Annotated in this window: 18 protein-coding genes and 1 riboswitch; of the genes, 12 read left to right on the forward strand and 6 right to left on the reverse strand. The window is 61.3% G+C overall.

Going from position 1 to position 15725, the window contains the following annotated elements; translation table 11 throughout:
- Positions 1 to 17 precede the first annotated feature (17 nt).
- Positions 18 to 872 carry a S49 family peptidase gene (locus AC2YI2_RS00485; RefSeq protein WP_487384452.1) on the forward strand — a complete coding sequence of 285 codons (855 nt, stop codon included), beginning with the start codon at positions 18 to 20 and terminating at the stop codon, positions 870 to 872.
- 25 nt (positions 873 to 897) lie between these two features.
- Positions 898 to 1098 carry a hypothetical protein gene (locus AC2YI2_RS00490; RefSeq protein WP_487384453.1) on the forward strand — a complete coding sequence of 67 codons (201 nt, stop codon included), beginning with the start codon at positions 898 to 900 and terminating at the stop codon, positions 1096 to 1098.
- A gap of 14 nt (positions 1099 to 1112) precedes the next feature.
- Here the strand turns inward: AC2YI2_RS00490 and AC2YI2_RS00495 are convergent, their stop codons facing one another.
- A complete protein-coding gene (locus AC2YI2_RS00495; RefSeq protein ID WP_487384454.1) occupies positions 1113 to 1751 on the reverse strand; it encodes a hypothetical protein in 639 nt (212 codons plus the stop codon).
- Positions 1752 to 1895: 144 nt separating this feature from the next.
- Between AC2YI2_RS00495 and AC2YI2_RS00500 the strand changes: the two genes are divergently transcribed.
- Positions 1896 to 2849, forward strand: a complete 954-nt coding sequence (locus tag AC2YI2_RS00500; protein WP_487384455.1) for a glycine--tRNA ligase subunit alpha — start codon at positions 1896 to 1898, stop codon at positions 2847 to 2849.
- Positions 2850 to 2918: 69 nt separating this feature from the next.
- Entirely contained in the window at positions 2919 to 3632 is a 714-nt protein-coding gene (locus tag AC2YI2_RS00505) for a DUF4328 domain-containing protein (RefSeq protein WP_487384456.1), read from the forward strand.
- Here AC2YI2_RS00505 and AC2YI2_RS00510 read toward each other — a convergent pair.
- Positions 3614 to 3811: a hypothetical protein gene (locus AC2YI2_RS00510; protein ID WP_487384457.1), complete on the reverse strand. Its 198-nt coding sequence runs from the start codon at positions 3809 to 3811 to the stop codon at positions 3614 to 3616. The genes AC2YI2_RS00505 and AC2YI2_RS00510 overlap by 19 nt on opposite strands.
- 296 nt (positions 3812 to 4107) lie before the next feature.
- Between AC2YI2_RS00510 and AC2YI2_RS00515 the strand changes: the two genes are divergently transcribed.
- The 5 genes from AC2YI2_RS00515 to AC2YI2_RS00535 all read left to right on the forward strand — a co-directional run bounded on the left by AC2YI2_RS00515 (position 4108) and on the right by AC2YI2_RS00535 (position 10238).
- Positions 4108 to 4662 (forward strand): LemA family protein, encoded by a 555-nt coding sequence (locus tag AC2YI2_RS00515; protein WP_487384458.1) that lies wholly within the window; start codon positions 4108 to 4110, stop codon positions 4660 to 4662.
- A gap of 10 nt (positions 4663 to 4672) precedes the next feature.
- Positions 4673 to 5335 carry a DUF2207 domain-containing protein gene (locus tag AC2YI2_RS00520; RefSeq protein ID WP_487384459.1) on the forward strand — a complete coding sequence of 221 codons (663 nt, stop codon included), beginning with the start codon at positions 4673 to 4675 and terminating at the stop codon, positions 5333 to 5335.
- A 13-nt stretch (positions 5336 to 5348) separates the two neighbouring features.
- Complete coding sequence (locus tag AC2YI2_RS00525) at positions 5349 to 7322, forward strand: DUF2207 domain-containing protein (protein ID WP_487384460.1); 1974 nt, start codon at positions 5349 to 5351, stop codon at positions 7320 to 7322.
- Positions 7323 to 7423: 101 nt separating this feature from the next.
- On the forward strand, positions 7424 to 9727 hold the full coding sequence (glyS, locus tag AC2YI2_RS00530) for a glycine--tRNA ligase subunit beta (RefSeq protein ID WP_487384461.1): 2304 nt from the start codon (positions 7424 to 7426) through the stop codon (positions 9725 to 9727).
- 130 nt (positions 9728 to 9857) lie between these two features.
- Entirely contained in the window at positions 9858 to 10238 is a 381-nt protein-coding gene (locus tag AC2YI2_RS00535; protein WP_487384462.1) for a hypothetical protein, read from the forward strand.
- On the opposite strand, the gene AC2YI2_RS00540 is transcribed toward AC2YI2_RS00535, so the two are convergent.
- Positions 10239 to 10754, reverse strand: a complete 516-nt coding sequence (locus AC2YI2_RS00540; protein ID WP_487384463.1) for a glycosyl transferase — start codon at positions 10752 to 10754, stop codon at positions 10239 to 10241. It abuts the gene before it with no gap.
- A 122-nt stretch (positions 10755 to 10876) separates the two neighbouring features.
- On the opposite strand from AC2YI2_RS00540, the gene AC2YI2_RS00545 reads away from it, so the two are divergent.
- The 3 genes from AC2YI2_RS00545 (at position 10877) to bluB (ending at position 14068) form a co-directional block, all read left to right on the forward strand.
- Positions 10877 to 12034: a PA0069 family radical SAM protein gene (locus AC2YI2_RS00545; protein WP_487384464.1), complete on the forward strand. Its 1158-nt coding sequence runs from the start codon at positions 10877 to 10879 to the stop codon at positions 12032 to 12034.
- A 183-nt stretch (positions 12035 to 12217) separates the two neighbouring features.
- Positions 12218 to 12871, forward strand: coding sequence for a ribonuclease HII (gene rnhB, locus AC2YI2_RS00550; protein WP_487384465.1), 654 nt, complete (start codon positions 12218 to 12220; stop codon positions 12869 to 12871).
- Between the two features lie 184 nt (positions 12872 to 13055).
- Positions 13056 to 13229: riboswitch (cobalamin riboswitch) on the forward strand.
- Between the two features lie 44 nt (positions 13230 to 13273).
- Positions 13274 to 14068 (forward strand): 5,6-dimethylbenzimidazole synthase, encoded by a 795-nt coding sequence (gene bluB / locus AC2YI2_RS00555; RefSeq protein WP_487384466.1) that lies wholly within the window; start codon positions 13274 to 13276, stop codon positions 14066 to 14068.
- Positions 14069 to 14285: 217 nt separating this feature from the next.
- Here bluB and AC2YI2_RS00560 read toward each other — a convergent pair whose 3' ends face one another.
- The 3 genes from AC2YI2_RS00560 to AC2YI2_RS00570 form a co-directional block, all read right to left on the reverse strand.
- Positions 14286 to 14777: a F0F1 ATP synthase subunit B gene (locus AC2YI2_RS00560; protein ID WP_487384467.1), complete on the reverse strand. Its 492-nt coding sequence runs from the start codon at positions 14775 to 14777 to the stop codon at positions 14286 to 14288.
- A 12-nt stretch (positions 14778 to 14789) separates the two neighbouring features.
- Complete coding sequence (locus AC2YI2_RS00565) at positions 14790 to 15395, reverse strand: F0F1 ATP synthase subunit B (RefSeq protein WP_487384468.1); 606 nt, start codon at positions 15393 to 15395, stop codon at positions 14790 to 14792.
- Positions 15396 to 15478: 83 nt separating this feature from the next.
- Complete coding sequence (locus AC2YI2_RS00570) at positions 15479 to 15703, reverse strand: F0F1 ATP synthase subunit C (protein ID WP_487384469.1); 225 nt, start codon at positions 15701 to 15703, stop codon at positions 15479 to 15481.
- Positions 15704 to 15725 lie beyond the last annotated feature (22 nt).

The raw sequence follows: 15725 nt of genomic DNA on the forward strand, positions 1-15725 counted from the left end.
AATCGAACGGAGACCTGATGTTCGCCTCCCTCAAGCGCCTGATCCCGAAGAAATTCCGCAAGCAGAAGACCGTTATTCCCGTGGTTCGGCTGCAGGGGGTGATCCAGGCAGGCGGCAGCCAGTTCCGCCCAGCGCTGAATGTGGCAAGTGTCGAGGATCTCCTGGAAAAGGCGTTTGGCATGAAGGCGGCTCCGGCCGTGGCGATTTCGATCAATTCGCCTGGCGGTTCGCCGGTACAGTCGCGGGCGATCTTTCATCGCATCCGCGACCTCGCTAGAGAGAAAGAGAAGAAGGTCCTGGTCTTCGTCGAGGACGTTGCGGCATCTGGTGGTTACCTGATTTCGCTGGCGGGTGACGAGATCATCGCCGACCCGACCTCGATCGTCGGCTCGATCGGCGTGATCTCCGGCGGCTTCGGCTTTCCTGAACTGCTCAAGAAGATCGGCGTCGAACGGCGCGTCTATACGTCCGGCACGAACAAATCGGTGCTTGACCCGTTCCAGCCCGAGAAGCAGAGCGATATCGATCATCTCAAATCGCTGCAGCAGGAAGTGCATCGCGTCTTCATCGAGATGGTCAAGGAACGGCGCGGCGCAAAGCTCTCCGACAGCCCAGATCTCTTCACTGGGCTCTTCTGGACCGGCGAGACGGCGCTGGCCCTTGGACTTATCGATGGCGTCGGTGATATGATGGCGGAATTGCGCAAGCGCTACGGCGACAAGGTCGAGGTCGAAAAGATCGAGGCGCCGCGCGGTTTCCTCGGCCGGTTCATATCGAGCCACAAGGGAGGCGCAGGCATCGGCGCGGGTTTTGCGGCAGGGATTGCCGAAACCGCCGAGGAGCGCGCATGGTGGAGCCGCTATGGCTTATAGGTCTATAGGCGAGGAGTGAACCGGGGTGGGCCTGTCTAAGATTATCTTCGTCCTGCTGATCGCGCTGATCGGCTGGATGTTCTACAAGAAATTCGTCTCCGACGCCCAACGCCTGGCGAAGGCCACCGAGCGCAAGCGCAAGGCGGCGGCCAACAATGCCAAGGGCACGCTGGTGCTCGACCCGAAGACCGGCGAGTATCGGTTGAAGAAGGAAGCTGAAGAATAGTCTACCGCATCGTTCTATTGCTCGATGGGCCTGTCCCAGACGATGAAGAGCCCGTCCACGGTCGGTCTGCGTTTCATGAGATCAGGGTCGTTGGAAAGGATTTCGTCGCGGCCGTAGAGCGGATCACCCGCCTTTAGCGCCACAGGGGATGCGAGGGAGACGGCCAGGCGGCAACCGCCGTCGAGCCGCCCGGGCTTGAAGTCGCCGAACACCGAGTAACTGCCATCGGGATATTGCCAGAAGCCGGTCAACTTCAATGGCTCGCCATTGGCGGCGGTCGCTTCTTCCAAGGTCATGCCGATCTTCATGCCGAAGATCGTCCAGCGGCTGTCCTTCTGGGTGAGGTTGATACCTGCGATATTCCCCCTGATGTTCGCGTATGGCACGATTTCTATTCGAAGACGCGGGTCATCGGGGTAGAGCGCAACGCCGCCGAACGGCTCACTCTCGGTGTCCGCCAATTCCTCGATCCGTGCCTGGCTGCCATATCGGCTGAGCAACTGATCTGCATTCTCACCTGGCGATGTCAGGTTCGTGCAGTTGATGTCGTTGCCCGGTCGCAGCACTTCGTCGGCAAAGGCAACCCCTGCTTGGAGCGTCGAAACGAATGCGGCTGCCGAAAGGGCGACCGCGAGAACATACGTCGTCTGCACTATTATCGCTCGCAGTTGTTGCGTGTTGCGCTCAAGACGCCGGAAGGGGCGATTTCATTCGCGGCAAACCCATCGCGCTTGACGCTCACGGCGTGCCATGGCAACTGTCCGGCCACTTGAAAATCAATCTGCAAAGCCGACGCCATGACCGAATTGCCGCCCCATATGAACCCGAAGCGCTCGTTCCAGGCGCTGATCCTGACGCTCCATAACTACTGGGCGGACAAGGGTTGCGCGGTGCTGCAGCCCTATGACATGGAAGTCGGTGCCGGTACGTTCCATCCGGCAACGACGCTGCGCGCGCTCGGCCCCAAGCCCTGGCGAGCGGCGTATGTGCAGCCGTCGCGCCGCCCGTCCGACGGTCGCTATGGCGAGAACCCCAACCGCCTGCAGCATTACTATCAGTATCAGGTCATCCTGAAGCCGAACCCGTCGAACCTGCAGGAGCTCTATCTCGGCTCGCTCGAGGCGATTGGCCTCGACCCGCTGTTGCACGATGTCCGCTTCGTCGAGGATGACTGGGAAAGCCCGACGCTCGGCGCCTGGGGGCTGGGCTGGGAATGCTGGTGCGACGGCATGGAAGTCAGCCAGTTCACCTATTTCCAGCAGGTCTGCGGCATCGAATGCTCGCCGGTTTCGGGCGAGCTGACCTATGGTCTCGAGCGCCTCGCCATGTATGTGCAGGGCGTCGACAATGTCTATGACCTGAACTTCAACGGCCGCGAGGGCGACGAGAAGATCAGCTATGGCGACGTCTTCCTGCAGGCCGAGCAGGAATATTCGCGGCATAATTTCGAATATGCCAATACCGAGATGCTGCATCGGCACTTCATCGACGCCGAGCGCGAATGCCAGGCGCTGCTCAACGCCGGCGCGCCCGGCGACAATGCCAACCTGATGCTGCACAAATGCGTGTTCCCGGCCTATGACCAGTGCATCAAGGCCAGCCACGTGTTCAACCTGCTCGATGCCCGCGGCGTGATCTCGGTGACGGAACGCCAGAGCTACATCCTGCGCGTCCGCACGCTGGCCAAGGCTTGTGGCGAAGCCTTCCTGATGACGGAAGCCGGTGGGGTGAATTTCAGGAGCGCGGCGTAGAGCAAACGCTCCCTTGCACATCTTAGCGACCGCATCTAATGGTTGCCTTGGTGCATGGGAGGTTGAGCAGTGAACGATGCGACAGGAAAACTCTCTGTGCTGAAGTGGACCGGAATCGTCTTCCGGATCCTCGCTGTATGTTGGACAACACTCGCGGCGCTCGACATCTGGCTGAGCACTGATCTCTTTCTTTCCGCGCGTGTGTTGCTCGGCGAGAACGCTGTCAACAACCCGACACTCTGGGACGAGGTCGAGAGTAAAGAGGCACTCATCGCCCGCCTTGAGACTCCGAACCTAATCATCGGCCTTGTGGTGATGGCGGTCTGGCTCGCATGGGTGTATGGCTCGGTTCGCTGGCTCCGCCTCGCGCAACGGACTGGGTTGGAATACTCGCCCACAATGATCGTGATCTGGCATTTCATTCCGGTCATGCAGCTCTGGAAACCGTTGCATGCCTACATCGAACTTGCCAGTGCATCGAGCGACGACCCGGATTGGAAAGCTCTGCCACCGCCCCATATCGCTGTATTGACTGCCTTACTGTTGACCATCAGCGGATTGGCGAATGTCGGCTATATGAGGCTACTTCATCGTGCCGACGAGATTTCTGACGTGGTTAATCTCATCGGCTTTCGAATCGTCATCGACGTGCTGACGATCGCGGCGCTTGGCGCCATGATCCTGTTCACGTTGAAAGTCTACCGGAACTTGTTGAACTTGGGCGAGGCGCGGAGAGAGCCTATATCACAGGCAATGCCCGATTCTCAGACCACATCTGTCTGACGATATCCCATTTCCCAGACCGGCTTCAGCGTGGGATATGTGCCGGTGGGAAGCTGGCCAGCGTAGATCTGGAGGGTGCGGCGCATGCCGGCCGGAGCGACCTGTTCCATGGCGACCGCATAATCAAAGAACAACACTGCGAAAGCGAAGATGTTGATGAGGGTTGCGGTCGTCTTCATGGCGGTGGCTCTAAGGTTGCCGGTTGATCTTGAACTTGAACTTGATGATCACACGCAAGACGCAAGTTCGCAGTTTCCCAAGTGACATGGGAACCAAGGTTTTGAACTTGTCCGAAGCAGTTGATTCAGAATACGAATTTCAGATTCTTGCGGTATCGCAACTTTTCCCTAGCAAGAAGTTGGGATTTGGGGCCGATGGAGCGACCGCATCGAAAAGCCGGGCAAATTTTCGCCGATGACTTGGCGCCGCTGAAACGTTACCTTCCGGCAATCGAGAAGAGGGGAGAAGTGCCTCAATGACTTATGTGATCGTGCTCGTCGTCGCAGCCGTCGCGCTCTTCGGCGTCGTGCTCTACAACAGCCTGGTGAAATCGCGGCAGATGGCGGAGGAAGCCTGGTCTGGCATCGATGTCCAGCTGAAGCGCCGCGCCGACCTGATCCCCAACCTGATCGAGACGGTGAAGGGCTATGCCGCGCATGAGAAGACGACGCTTGAAGGGGTCATCGAGCTACGCAACAAGGCGCAGGCGATACCGGCCGGCGATGTCGCGACGCGCGGCGTGGCGGAAAACCTGCTCGGCCAGGCGCTCGGCCGGGTGATGGCAATCGCCGAGGCCTATCCCGATCTCAAGGCGAACACCAATTTCCTTGAGATGCAGCGCGCGCTCGATGGCATCGAGGGCGAGATCCAGATGGCGCGGCGCTATTACAATGGCTCGGCGCGCGAGCTCAACATCAAGGTCGAGAGTTTTCCGTCCAATCTCGTCGCCAATCCCTTCGGCTTTGCCAAGAAGGAGTATTTCGAGATCACCAACGAGGCAGACCGCGCGCTGCCGCAGGTCAAATTCTGAGACGCGACCGATGTGGTTCCGGACGTTCCTTCTCGCCATACTGCTTGCCGCGACTGGTCCCGCTGCGCGCGCCGAGGAATATGTCAAGACCTTCCGGAGCGACATCGAGATAGCCCGCACCGGCAAGCTCAAGGTGACCGAGACGATTACGATCGTTTCGGAGGGCAAGGAATTCAAGCACGGGATCTTCCGCGATTTCCCGATGGGTTACATGACATCGGACGGCATGACGCCGGTCATGCTCGACATCATCGAGGTGACGCGCGACGGTGCGCCCGAAGGTCATCATCCGGGTTTCCTCGCCGGCGGCAGACGGGTCTATATCGGCAAGAAGGACGTGTTGCTACCTGACGGCGAGCACACCTACCGGATCACCTATCGCACGGATAACAGGATTCGACCGGCCGGCGAGAACGATATGCTGCCATGGAACGTCACCGGCACGTGGCCCCTGCGGATCGAGCACGCCGAAGCACGCGTGAGGCTGCCCAATGGCACCAAGGTGCTCAGCACCCAGGCGACTGCCGGCACGCCCGAAATGTCCTATGACAATACCAGCGTGACCGTTGAGGGCAGCACGCTGGTCTTCAGTTCCGTGCTTCCGGTGCAGCCGCGCGGCTCCCTGCAGTTCACGATCCTCATCCCCAAAGATTTCATCGAACGCCCGCATTAGGATGCCGGAAGCCATGTCCAAGACAAAGCCACTCGCCTTCCTGCTGCCAGGACTCGCGCGCCCACTGATCGGGTTCCTGCTGCTCTTCGTCACGCTGGCCCTTCCGGCCATGGCCGACGAGACCATCGAGTCCTTCCACGCCGCGATCGACCTGACGAAATCCGGCCGCATGACGGTGACCGAGACGATCCGCGTCAAGGCCGAAGGCTACAAGATCAAGCGCGGCATCTATCGCGATTTCCCGCTGACCTTCACCGGCGAGGACGGCGCATTGCATCGCGTCGACTTCTCGATCGAGAGGATCGAGCGCAACGGCCAGCCTGAGGCCTATAAGACAGAGACGATCGACGGCGGCATTCGCATCTGGATCGGCGACGCCGACATCTTCATCCCGCGTGGCGAGCATACCTATTCGATCACCTATGAGACCGGCCGCCAGGTTCGCTACCGCAAGGATTTCGACGAACTGTTTTGGAATGTCACCGGCAACGGCTGGGAATTCTGGATCCGCGAGGCGAGCGCCACAATCAGGCTGCCCGAAGGCGCCAAGCCCGAGGCGACGACCTTCTTCACCGGGCCATCAGGCGCAACGGAGAAGGATGCCCGCGTCCTGGTCGAAGGCAACGAGGTCTTCTTTGCCACCACCGCACCGCTCAATCTGCGCGAAGGCCTTACCGTCGGCGTCAAGCTCGCCAAGGGCGTGATCGACCCGCCGAGCCAGAACGATCTCTTCTGGTGGCAAGTCAGCGACCGTATGAACTCGATCATCGCCATCATCGCCTTCGGCATCGTGCTTCTCTATTTCGCCTGGAATTGGGTACGGGTCGGACGCGATCCCTCGCACGGCCTTGTCATCCCGCGTTGGGATGCTCCCATGGGTCTGTCCCCGGCATTGGTCAACTATATCGCCAATCGCGGCTTTACCGGCAATGGCTGGCCCGCCTTCTCCGCCTCGGCCATCAATCTTGCAGTGAAGGGTCTCGTGATCCTCGACGACCTCAAGGGCACCGTCAGCTTCAAGCCGACGGGCAAGAAGCCGGAAAAGGCTTTGCCGCTGGGTGAGGACGTGATCTTCAAGGCGGTCCAGGGTGTCGCGGTGCTGCCGATCGACAAGATGAATGGCCGCAAGTTCCAGAAGATGGGCGACGATTTCCGCGCCTCGATCGACAAGGAACATACCGGCAAATACTACCGCTACAATCTCGGCGCCATCACCTGGGGCATCATCCTCTCCATCGTCGCCTATCTCGCGATCATCTTCGGCGGAACCTTCGGTGACAACATGCTTGGCATGCTGATCGTGCCCGGCGTGATCTTCGTCTTCGTTTCGATCTTCTCGGCCGTGCTCAGCGCCGTCATCCGCTCCGCCCCCAACACCGCCATAAAGGTGATGGCCTGGATGTTCCTGGCCTTCTTCTGGCTGGCGATGGCTTTGGTGATCCTTGTCAGCGCCATCACATTGTTCGACGTCGCCCAGTCCTTCGACGACAAGGTGGCGCTTGCCTGTTGCGGCGGCATCCTTATCAGCGCGGTTTTCTTCACCACCTTCATGGGCGCCGCCACGCCGCTCGGCCGCGAACTGATGGACGGCATCGAAGGTCTCAGGCTCTACCTCACCGTTGCCGAGAAGGACCGGATGAACATGGCAGGCGTGCCAGAAATGTCGCCGCAGCATTATGAGAAACTGCTGCCCTATGCCGTGGCGCTCGGCGTCGAAAAACAATGGTCGACGCATTTCCAGCAATGGCTGGACGCCGCGGGCGCAAACGCGAACTACGACTACAAGCCTGGCTGGTATACCGGCCGCGATTTCGATTCCCGCCAGTTCGGCAATCGCATGTCGACGGTTTCGAGCACAATCTCGACGTCGATCGCATCCTCGCTGCCCCCGCCGCCGTCGAGTTCGTCGTCGGGCTTTTCATCGTCGTCATCCAGCGGCGGTTCATCCGGCGGCGGAGGAGGAGGTGGTGGCGGTGGCGGCTGGTAGCCCGAAAATCCGCCATTCGGTCGTGACATCCCGGTGAGAACTTGCTAGGTCCGGCACGCAATTTCCGCCGCCCGCACGCCTGACCGAAAGCCCGACCCGATATGCCCGATCTTCTGCTTGAACTCCGCTCCGAGGAAATCCCAGCCAGCATGCAGCGCAAGGCTGCCGGCGACCTCAGGAAGCTCTTGACCGATGCGCTGGTGGAGGCGGGCCTGACCTATGAGGGCGCGCGCGAATACTGGACGCCGCGCCGGCTGACGCTGGATATACGCGGCCTGACGGCCCATTCGGCCGAAGTGCGGGAAGAGAAGAAGGGCCCCAGCGTCAGCGCGCCGCAGCAGGCGATCGATGGCTTTCTCCGCGGTGCAGGCCTCACCTCGATCGACCAGGCCGAAACGCGCACCGACCCGAAGAAGGGCGACTTCTATGTCGCGATCATCGTCAAGCCCGGCCGCAAGGCGGAGGACATCATTGCCGATGTGATGCCCGGCATCATCAGGAATTTCCCCTGGCCGAAAAGCATGCGCTCCGGCGCCGCCTCGGCCAGGCCAGGCGCGCTGAAATGGGTGCGGCCGCTGCAGTCGATCGTCTGCATGTGGGGTACGGAGCATGACGAAACATCCGAGATCCCCTTCGAGGTCGACGGCATCACGGCGTCCAACGTCACGTACGGCCACCGTTTCCATGCGCCAGAGGCGATCACGGTCAAGCGCTTCTCGGACTATGTCTCGAGCCTCGAAAAGGCGAAGGTCGTGCTCGATGCCGAGCGCCGCAAGGACATCATCCGCACCGATGCCAAGAACATCACTTTTGCCTCGGGTCTCGATCTCGTCGAGGACGAAGCACTGCTCGAAGAGGTCTCCGGCCTCGTCGAATATCCGCATGTGCTGATGGGCACGTTCGAGGAAGCCTATCTGGCGATCCCCGCCGAGATCATCCGGCTGACCATCAAGACCAACCAGAAGTGCTTCGTCACCCGCAAGCAGGGCACGGAGGAGCTCTCCAACCGCTTCATCCTCGTCTCCAATATCGAGGCCAAGGACGGCGGCAAGGAAATCGTCCACGGCAACGGCAAGGTCGTGCGCGCGCGGCTCTCGGATGCGGCACATTTCTACAAGCGCGACCAGGCAGATATGCCCGACCTGCACGAGCTCGAAGCCTCTGCCGCCAAGTTCGGCCTCGACCTCAAGAAGCCGCTCGACCAGCGGATGGCGAAGCTCGACCATCTCAATGTGACCTTCCATGCCAAGCTAGGCACGCAGGGCGCGCGTGTCGAGCGTATCCGGACGCTGGCCGCCGAACTCGCCAAGGTGACCGGTGCCGACCCGATCAAGGTCGACCGCGCCGTCGTGCTCGCCAAGGCGGACCTGCGCACCGAGGCCGTGGGCGAATTCCCCGAACTTCAAGGCCTGATGGGCCGAAAATATGCGCTGCTGCAGGGCGAGGACGGCTCCGTGGCGGCAGCCGTCGAGGAACATTGGAAGCCGAACGGCCCGTCGGACCGCGTGCCGACAGATCCGGTTTCGGTGACGCTAGCGCTGGCCGACAAGCTGGATACGTTGATCGGCTTCTGGGCGATTGGCGAGAAGCCTACTGGTTCGAAGGACCCTTATGCGCTCCGCCGAGCGGCGCTCGGTGTGGTGCGCATCTTATTGGATAACAACATCCGCCTTAATCTGTCTTCAATGGTCAGCCGAAGAGTATTTTCTCTTCCTGCCCATATATTTGCAGAGTGGGCTCAGTTCCCGGAATGGGGCGTGGGGAAATTTGATTCAAGCAAAATAAGTCACGCTGAGTACATTGAGCAAACGCACCGGGTGAGCGAATTTGGTAGGAAAGGTGTCGTCTATCCCGACTCTACTCATGAGGCGCACACGCGCATCTCCGTCGACCTTCTCTCCTTCTTCCACGACCGCCTCAAGGTCTATCTCCGCGACGCCGGCCGTCGCCACGACATCGTCGATGCCGTGCTCACCGACGATGCTGACGATCTGCTGATGGTCGTGCGCCGGGCTGAGGCACTGGCCGCCTTCATCGACACCGAGGATGGCAAGAACCTGCTGGCAGGCACACGCCGCGCCACCCAGCTGCTCGCCGCCGAGGAGAAAAAGGGCACAAAGGTCGCCGACCGGATCGATCTATCGCTGCTCACGCTGCCCGCCGAGAAGGGCCTGCACGCCGCCATCGTCAATGCCTCGCAGGATGCGGCCTCGGCCGTGGCGCGCGAGGATTTTGGCGCGGCGATGGAAGCACTCTCCAAGCTCCGCGGCCCAGTCGACACCTTCTTCGACCAGGTGCTCGTCAATGACGAGAACCCCGATATTCGCGCCAATCGCCTTGCCCTCCTCGCCGCCATCCGCGCGGCGACGGCGACGGTTGCCGATTTCTCCAAGATCTCAGGCTAACCGACCCATCCATCGCCAAAGCGTCGCATCGCGGCAACAGCCGCCGTGCCGTCCTTTGGGTTTATCAAAATAAATTGATAGCTGGGCCGTGATTACGGCGCAGTCGTATCCATATCTGGTTGCGTGCCCGATGATGAACTCCGAAAAGAACATGACCGCCACCGTGACCGAGACCGCTTCCGCCGCCCAGCCCACGATGACGATCGACAGCGTGCGCGAACGGGTGAAATCCCGTATTCGCACCGACGACGCCTTTGGCGACGCGATCTTCACCGAGGCGATCGAGGTGCTGCTCGCCAATGACATGCCGACGGCGAAGAGCGTGCTGTTCGACTATATCGACGCCACGATCGGCTTCGAGGAACTTGGCCTCCAGGCGGGCATCACACCCGACATGCTACGCGGCATGTTCAGCCTATCGGGTGACCCTAGCGCCGGCGAGTTGTTTCGGGTGCTGGCCATCCTGCAGCAGCATCAGGGCATTCAGTTCGAGGTCAGCACGGCGGCGTAATCAACGGTTCTCGCGCATCACCCAGGCGGGAATAAGCTCGGAGTGCAGCCTGCGCACCGAGGGCGCCTTGGTCAGCGCCGAGAGATCCACGCCCGGGCCGGCGAGTGCAGCAGCCTGGCGCTTCGGCATCAGGAAGCCGAGCTCTAAGGCACCGAAACGTTTCCAGCGCTTGAAGAACGGGCGGCGGAAGCGGCTCGATGGCGTGAAACGCGCGGGCACTTTCGAAAGGCTGGCATGTTCCAGCACTTCCTCGATCCAGCCTGCCTGAGGCCGCGCGCCGGGTTCGAGCAGCATGATCCACTCGCCGCGCGCCATGCGCAGTACTTCGTTCAACTCCCACTTGTCGATGAAACGGCAGCCGGCCGCGTCCGCTACGCGCGCGGAACCGTCGCGCGAACCATGGTCCAGCACGATCACATCGCTCACCAGACCATCGACCGCACCTGACACGAGGACGGCGAGCGTATGGGCGAGTTCGGGTTCGTTGTCCCGGCACTCCAAGAGAACAGTCAGCATGGCGTACCCATAGTGGAAGGCTCTCGGAAATGCGAGTCCGCAAATTTGTTCTTGCAATGTTCTCTTTTTGGCGATAGGAAAATAGTCATGACGGGGCGGAGAGTCGCCCTCGGAGAACACCGATGATGAACATGCCGCTCTCGCGGCAGGCCGCTTTTGCGCCTGCCAACACGGCCGACATTGCCGATAGTTTGCTGAAGGAATCCGGCATCCGGATCGAGATCGACCGCCGCCGCGGCCGTGGTGCCGGGCTCAACCCATCCGGCCGCTTCGAGCCGATCGAGCGCGAGCAGGTCGATGACGGCTGGCAGACATTCGAAACGCTGGAGCCGTTCAGGACCGAGGTTCAGGTCGAAAAGCCGCGCGCCATCATTACCCGCAACGAGAGCCCGGACATTCCCTTCGACCGCTCGATCAACCCCTATCGCGGCTGCGAGCATGGCTGCATCTACTGCTTTGCCCGTCCGACCCATGCCTATATGGGCCTCTCTGCGGGGTTGGATTTCGAATCCAAGCTCTTTGCCAAGCCCGATGCGGCGAAGCTGCTGGAGCGGGAACTGTCGAAGCCGGGTTACAAGCCGCGGACCATCGCGATCGGCACCAATACCGATCCCTATCAGCCGATCGAGAAGGAATGGCGGATCATGCGCCAGATCCTCGAAGTGCTGGCGGCCGCCAATCATCCGGTGTCGATCGTGACAAAATCGTCGCTGATCATGCGTGACGTCGATATTCTCGCCGCAATGGCGGAGAAGGGGCTCGCGAGGGTGGCACTTTCCGTGACGACGCTCGACAGGAAGCTTGCCCGGCTGATGGAGCCGCGTGCTTCCACGCCGTCGAGGCGACTGGAGGCGCTCAAGGCACTCGGCGAAGCCGGTGTGCCGACGGCGATCCTCGCCTCGCCGATGATCCCGGCGCTCAACGACCACGAGCTCGAACGCATCCTCGATGCAGGCTCCGCGGCAGGCGTGAAGGAGGCGAGCTATATCCTGCTCCGCCTGCCGCTCGAAGTGAGCCCCCTCTTCCGCGACTGGTTGCTCAGGCACTACCCGGATCGCTACCGCCATGTGATGAGCCTGATCCGCTCGATGCGCGGCGGCAAGGACTACGATGCCGAGTTCGGCAAACGTATGAAGGGCGCAGGCCCCTATGCCTGGCAGATCGCCCGGCGCTTCGAGCTCGCTGCCAAGAAGTACGGCTTGACGCGCCGGTCGATCTCTTTGAATTCGAATCTCTTCGTGCCGCCCAGCGGCCATGGGGTCCAGCTCTCGCTGCTCTAGGCAGCCTTCGCTTTCGGCCGGGCTTGGCCCACTGCCCGCACGGGCCTGGCTGAATATGCACGATCGGGTTCTCCGCCAGTTCCCGATCGTGTCGAGCATGTTGAAACAACATGCTCGTGGTCCCGGTGCGCCGCCCTCGCGCCGGGACTTGCAGGGAATCGGATGAGATGCGAACTATCCCCCATGGCTCGACGTCCTTCATCCGGTTCCCTTCCCCTGCTCGAAGAGGAAATCGTCCCGACATTCCGCTTCGAGAAGGGGCTGATGCGCGATGGCTTCATGCCGGTCGCAGGCGTCGATGAAGCCGGACGCGGCCCGCTGGCCGGACCTGTGGTCGCCAGCGCCGTGATCCTCGATCCTAAGCGCATTCCGAAGGGGCTCAACGATTCCAAGCAACTGACGGCCGCACGGCGCGAGGAACTCTATGAGGAGATCCTGGCAACCGCGGAAGTCTCCATCGCTTCGCTCAGCCACACATCGATCGACCGCTTTAATATTCTCCGCGCTTCGCTCGAAGCCATGCGCCGCGCTGTCGCATCCCTGCCCAGGACCGCGCGTTTCGTGCTAGTGGACGGACGCGACGTACCGGCGGGCCTGTCATGCCACGCCAAGGCACTGATCAAGGGAGATGCACGGTCCTTTTCCATCGCCGCCGCCTCGATCGTGGCCAAGGTAACGCGCGACCGGATGATGTGCGCGGCCGGTATCAGCTATCCGCAATATGGGTTCGAGACCCATGCCGGCTATGCGACCGAGGTGCATCGGACCGCGATATCAGCACATGGACCATGTGCCATTCATCGGATGACGTTCAGTCCATTCAAGCCAATTTCCTAAGGAATTCATGGGATTGCCCCTCACCCTGGCCCTCTCCCCGCAGGCGGGGCGAGGGGACGCTAGAGACGCCGACGGTGCCACAGGTCCCTTCTCCCCGTCAAAACGGGGAGAAGGTGCCGACAGGCGGATGAGGGGCAGCGACAAACGACGTCGCCGCCGCACATTGCAAACGTGTGCGAAAATTGCTCAAACACCCTCGTCCGGTGCCCCTAGCGGGAGAATCGGGAAGCCGGTGTCAATCCGGCGCGTGCCCAACGCTGTGAGGGGGATGGAGTCGTCAGGTGCCACTGGGAGACCGGGAAGGCGGCGAAGCCAGTTGAACCCAAGCCAGAAGACCGGCCGGACACGATAGCTTCAAGGGCGAGGACGGCCCGGCGAGTGCCAGACCATGTGGGGGTACACATGCAGGCCGAACCGTCGCGCCATCAGGAGCAACTCCAGGAAAAGTGTGAAGCGGTTTTCCGTCCGGAGTTGCGCAACAGCTCAATCTCACAAGCGGGACCATTCTCCGAAGCCGAACGCGCTGCCGTCTATCGCGCCATCCACAGTCGCCGCGATGTGCGGAATGAATTCCTGCCGGATGCGATCCCGGTTGCCCTGCTGAGGCGGCTGCTGGAGGCCGCGCACGCGGCGCCATCGGTCGGCTACATGCAGCCCTGGAACTTCATCCTGATCCGCGAGGAGGAGAACCGGCGTGCGGTGCATCGCATCTTCCACGAGGCCAATGTCGAAGCCGCGGATAAACTGACAGGCGAGGTGAAGCTCAAATATATGAGCCTGAAGCTCGAAGGCATCCTCAAGGCACCGCTCAACATCTGCATTACTTGCGACCGCAAGCGCGGCGGTGACTTCGTGCTGGGGCGCACACACAATCCGGCGATGGATCTCTATTCGACTGTCTGCGCGGTGCAGAATTTCTGGCTCGCCGCCCGGGCCGAGGGCGTCGGCGTCGGCTGGGTATCGATCTTCGACCATGACCGGCTCTCTCGCCATCTCGGCCTGCCGGAGAGCGTCGAGATCATCGCCTATCTCTGCGTCGGCTATGTCGACCAACTCTATGTCCGGCCGGAACTGGCGGTGAAGGGATGGCGGGAGAAGCTGTCGCTCGACAAGCTGATCTATGAGGAGCGCTGGCCCGAGCATTCGCATGTTCTGGACTTCTATCGCGAGATCGAATGCCGGCGGCAGGCAGGCTAGTCTTTGAAGGAAGAGACGTGCGGCGCCCCCTCCCCTGACGTCGTCCTCGGGCTTGTCCCGAGGATCCGGGACGGAGCTTTATGCTCCGAGTCTCACGGCACTGCAGGGAAAACGCAAATCCTCGGGACAAGCCCGAGGATGACGTTCTGGATGCTGGCCGGCCAAACGAAAAGGCCCCGCCAGTGGCAGAGCCTTGAACTCGTCGAGAAGAACAGGCTCAGTTCAGCCGGCTCTTCACTTCGTTGACCGAATTCTTGAACAGCGTCGCGTCGGTGGCAACGTCGACCTTCGAAGCGATCAGCCTCTCGGCAGCGGCGATGGCGAGATCGACGGCAGCGGCGCGGACGGCGTTGACGGCGTCGGTTTCAGCGGCCTTGATCTTCTGCTCGGAGAGCGCGGTGCGGCGGGTGACATATTCTTCCGTCTTCGCCTTGGCGTCGGCGGCCATGGCGGAAGCCTCGCGCTTGGCGGCGGCGAGAATATGCTCGGCCTCCGCTTCGGCGTCCTTGCGCTTCTTCTGGTATTCGGCGAGCAGCGATTGAGCCTCTTCGCGGAGGTTCTTCGCGGCGTCGAGTTCAGCCTTGATCTTCGCAGCGCGATCGTCGAGGCTCTTGCCGATAATCTTCGGGGCGCCCATGTAGATCACCAACGCGAGGAAGAGAACCAGGGCGACCTGAGACCAAAGCTGGGCCCATGCAGTTGCGTCCATCGTGGATTCTCCTCAGCCCTTGGCCGCGCTGACCGCGGCGGTCACATCGGCCTTGCCGACAGAAACGCCCGTGAGCTGCGATACGATTTCGGATGCGACATCTTCGGCAACACCAGAGACTTCGGCCATGGCAGCCTGCTTGATGCCGGCAATGCTTGCCTCGGCGGCAGCGAGCTTCGACGCGAGTTCGCCTTCGATGCGGGCGCGCTCGGCGTCGGCTTCTGCCTTGGCCTTGTCGCGGGCCTCAGTAGCGATCGCGGCAGACTTGGCACGGGCTTCGGAAAGCTCCTGCTCATACTTCGCGACGGCGGCGTCAGCTTCGTTTTTCATGCGGCTGGCTTCGGCCAGGTCGCTGGCAATCCGGCTCTCGCGAGTCTGGATGATGCCTGCGATGCGCGGCGCAATCATCTTGGCGACGAGGTAATAGAACACCCCGAAGGTGATCGCCAGCCAGAGAATCTGGGACGGAAAATGGGTCGAGTCGAAAGGCGGAAACGCGCCATGCTCTTCAGCGGCGTGCGGTACACCCGTCTCGGTATTGTGCGTCTCGCTTTCAGCGGGCGCTGCTGCTTCCGTGGCAGCCGTGGCAGACAGTGCATATGCTGTCGTCACAAACATTCCAACCTCCAGGCCAAATGGCCGGTATCAAAAACGGGTCACGAGACTGATAGCCTCGCGACCCCAATTCTTGCCCGGGCTGATCAGCCGAAGAGGGCCAGAAGTGCTACGAGCAGCGAGAAGATGCCCAGAGCTTCAGTAACGGCGAAGCCGAAAATCAGGCGGCCGAACTGGCCGTCGGCTGCAGACGGGTTACGGAGCGCACCGGCAAGGTAGTTGCCGAAGATCGTGCCGAGGCCGATGCCTGCGCCACCCATGCCGAGGCATGCAATACCGGCGCCGATGTACTTTGCTGCTTCCGCGTCCATTGATAACTCCTTTAAGTCGTTT

It is taken from the genome of Rhizobium sp. SRI_017, from assembly GCF_057586295.1.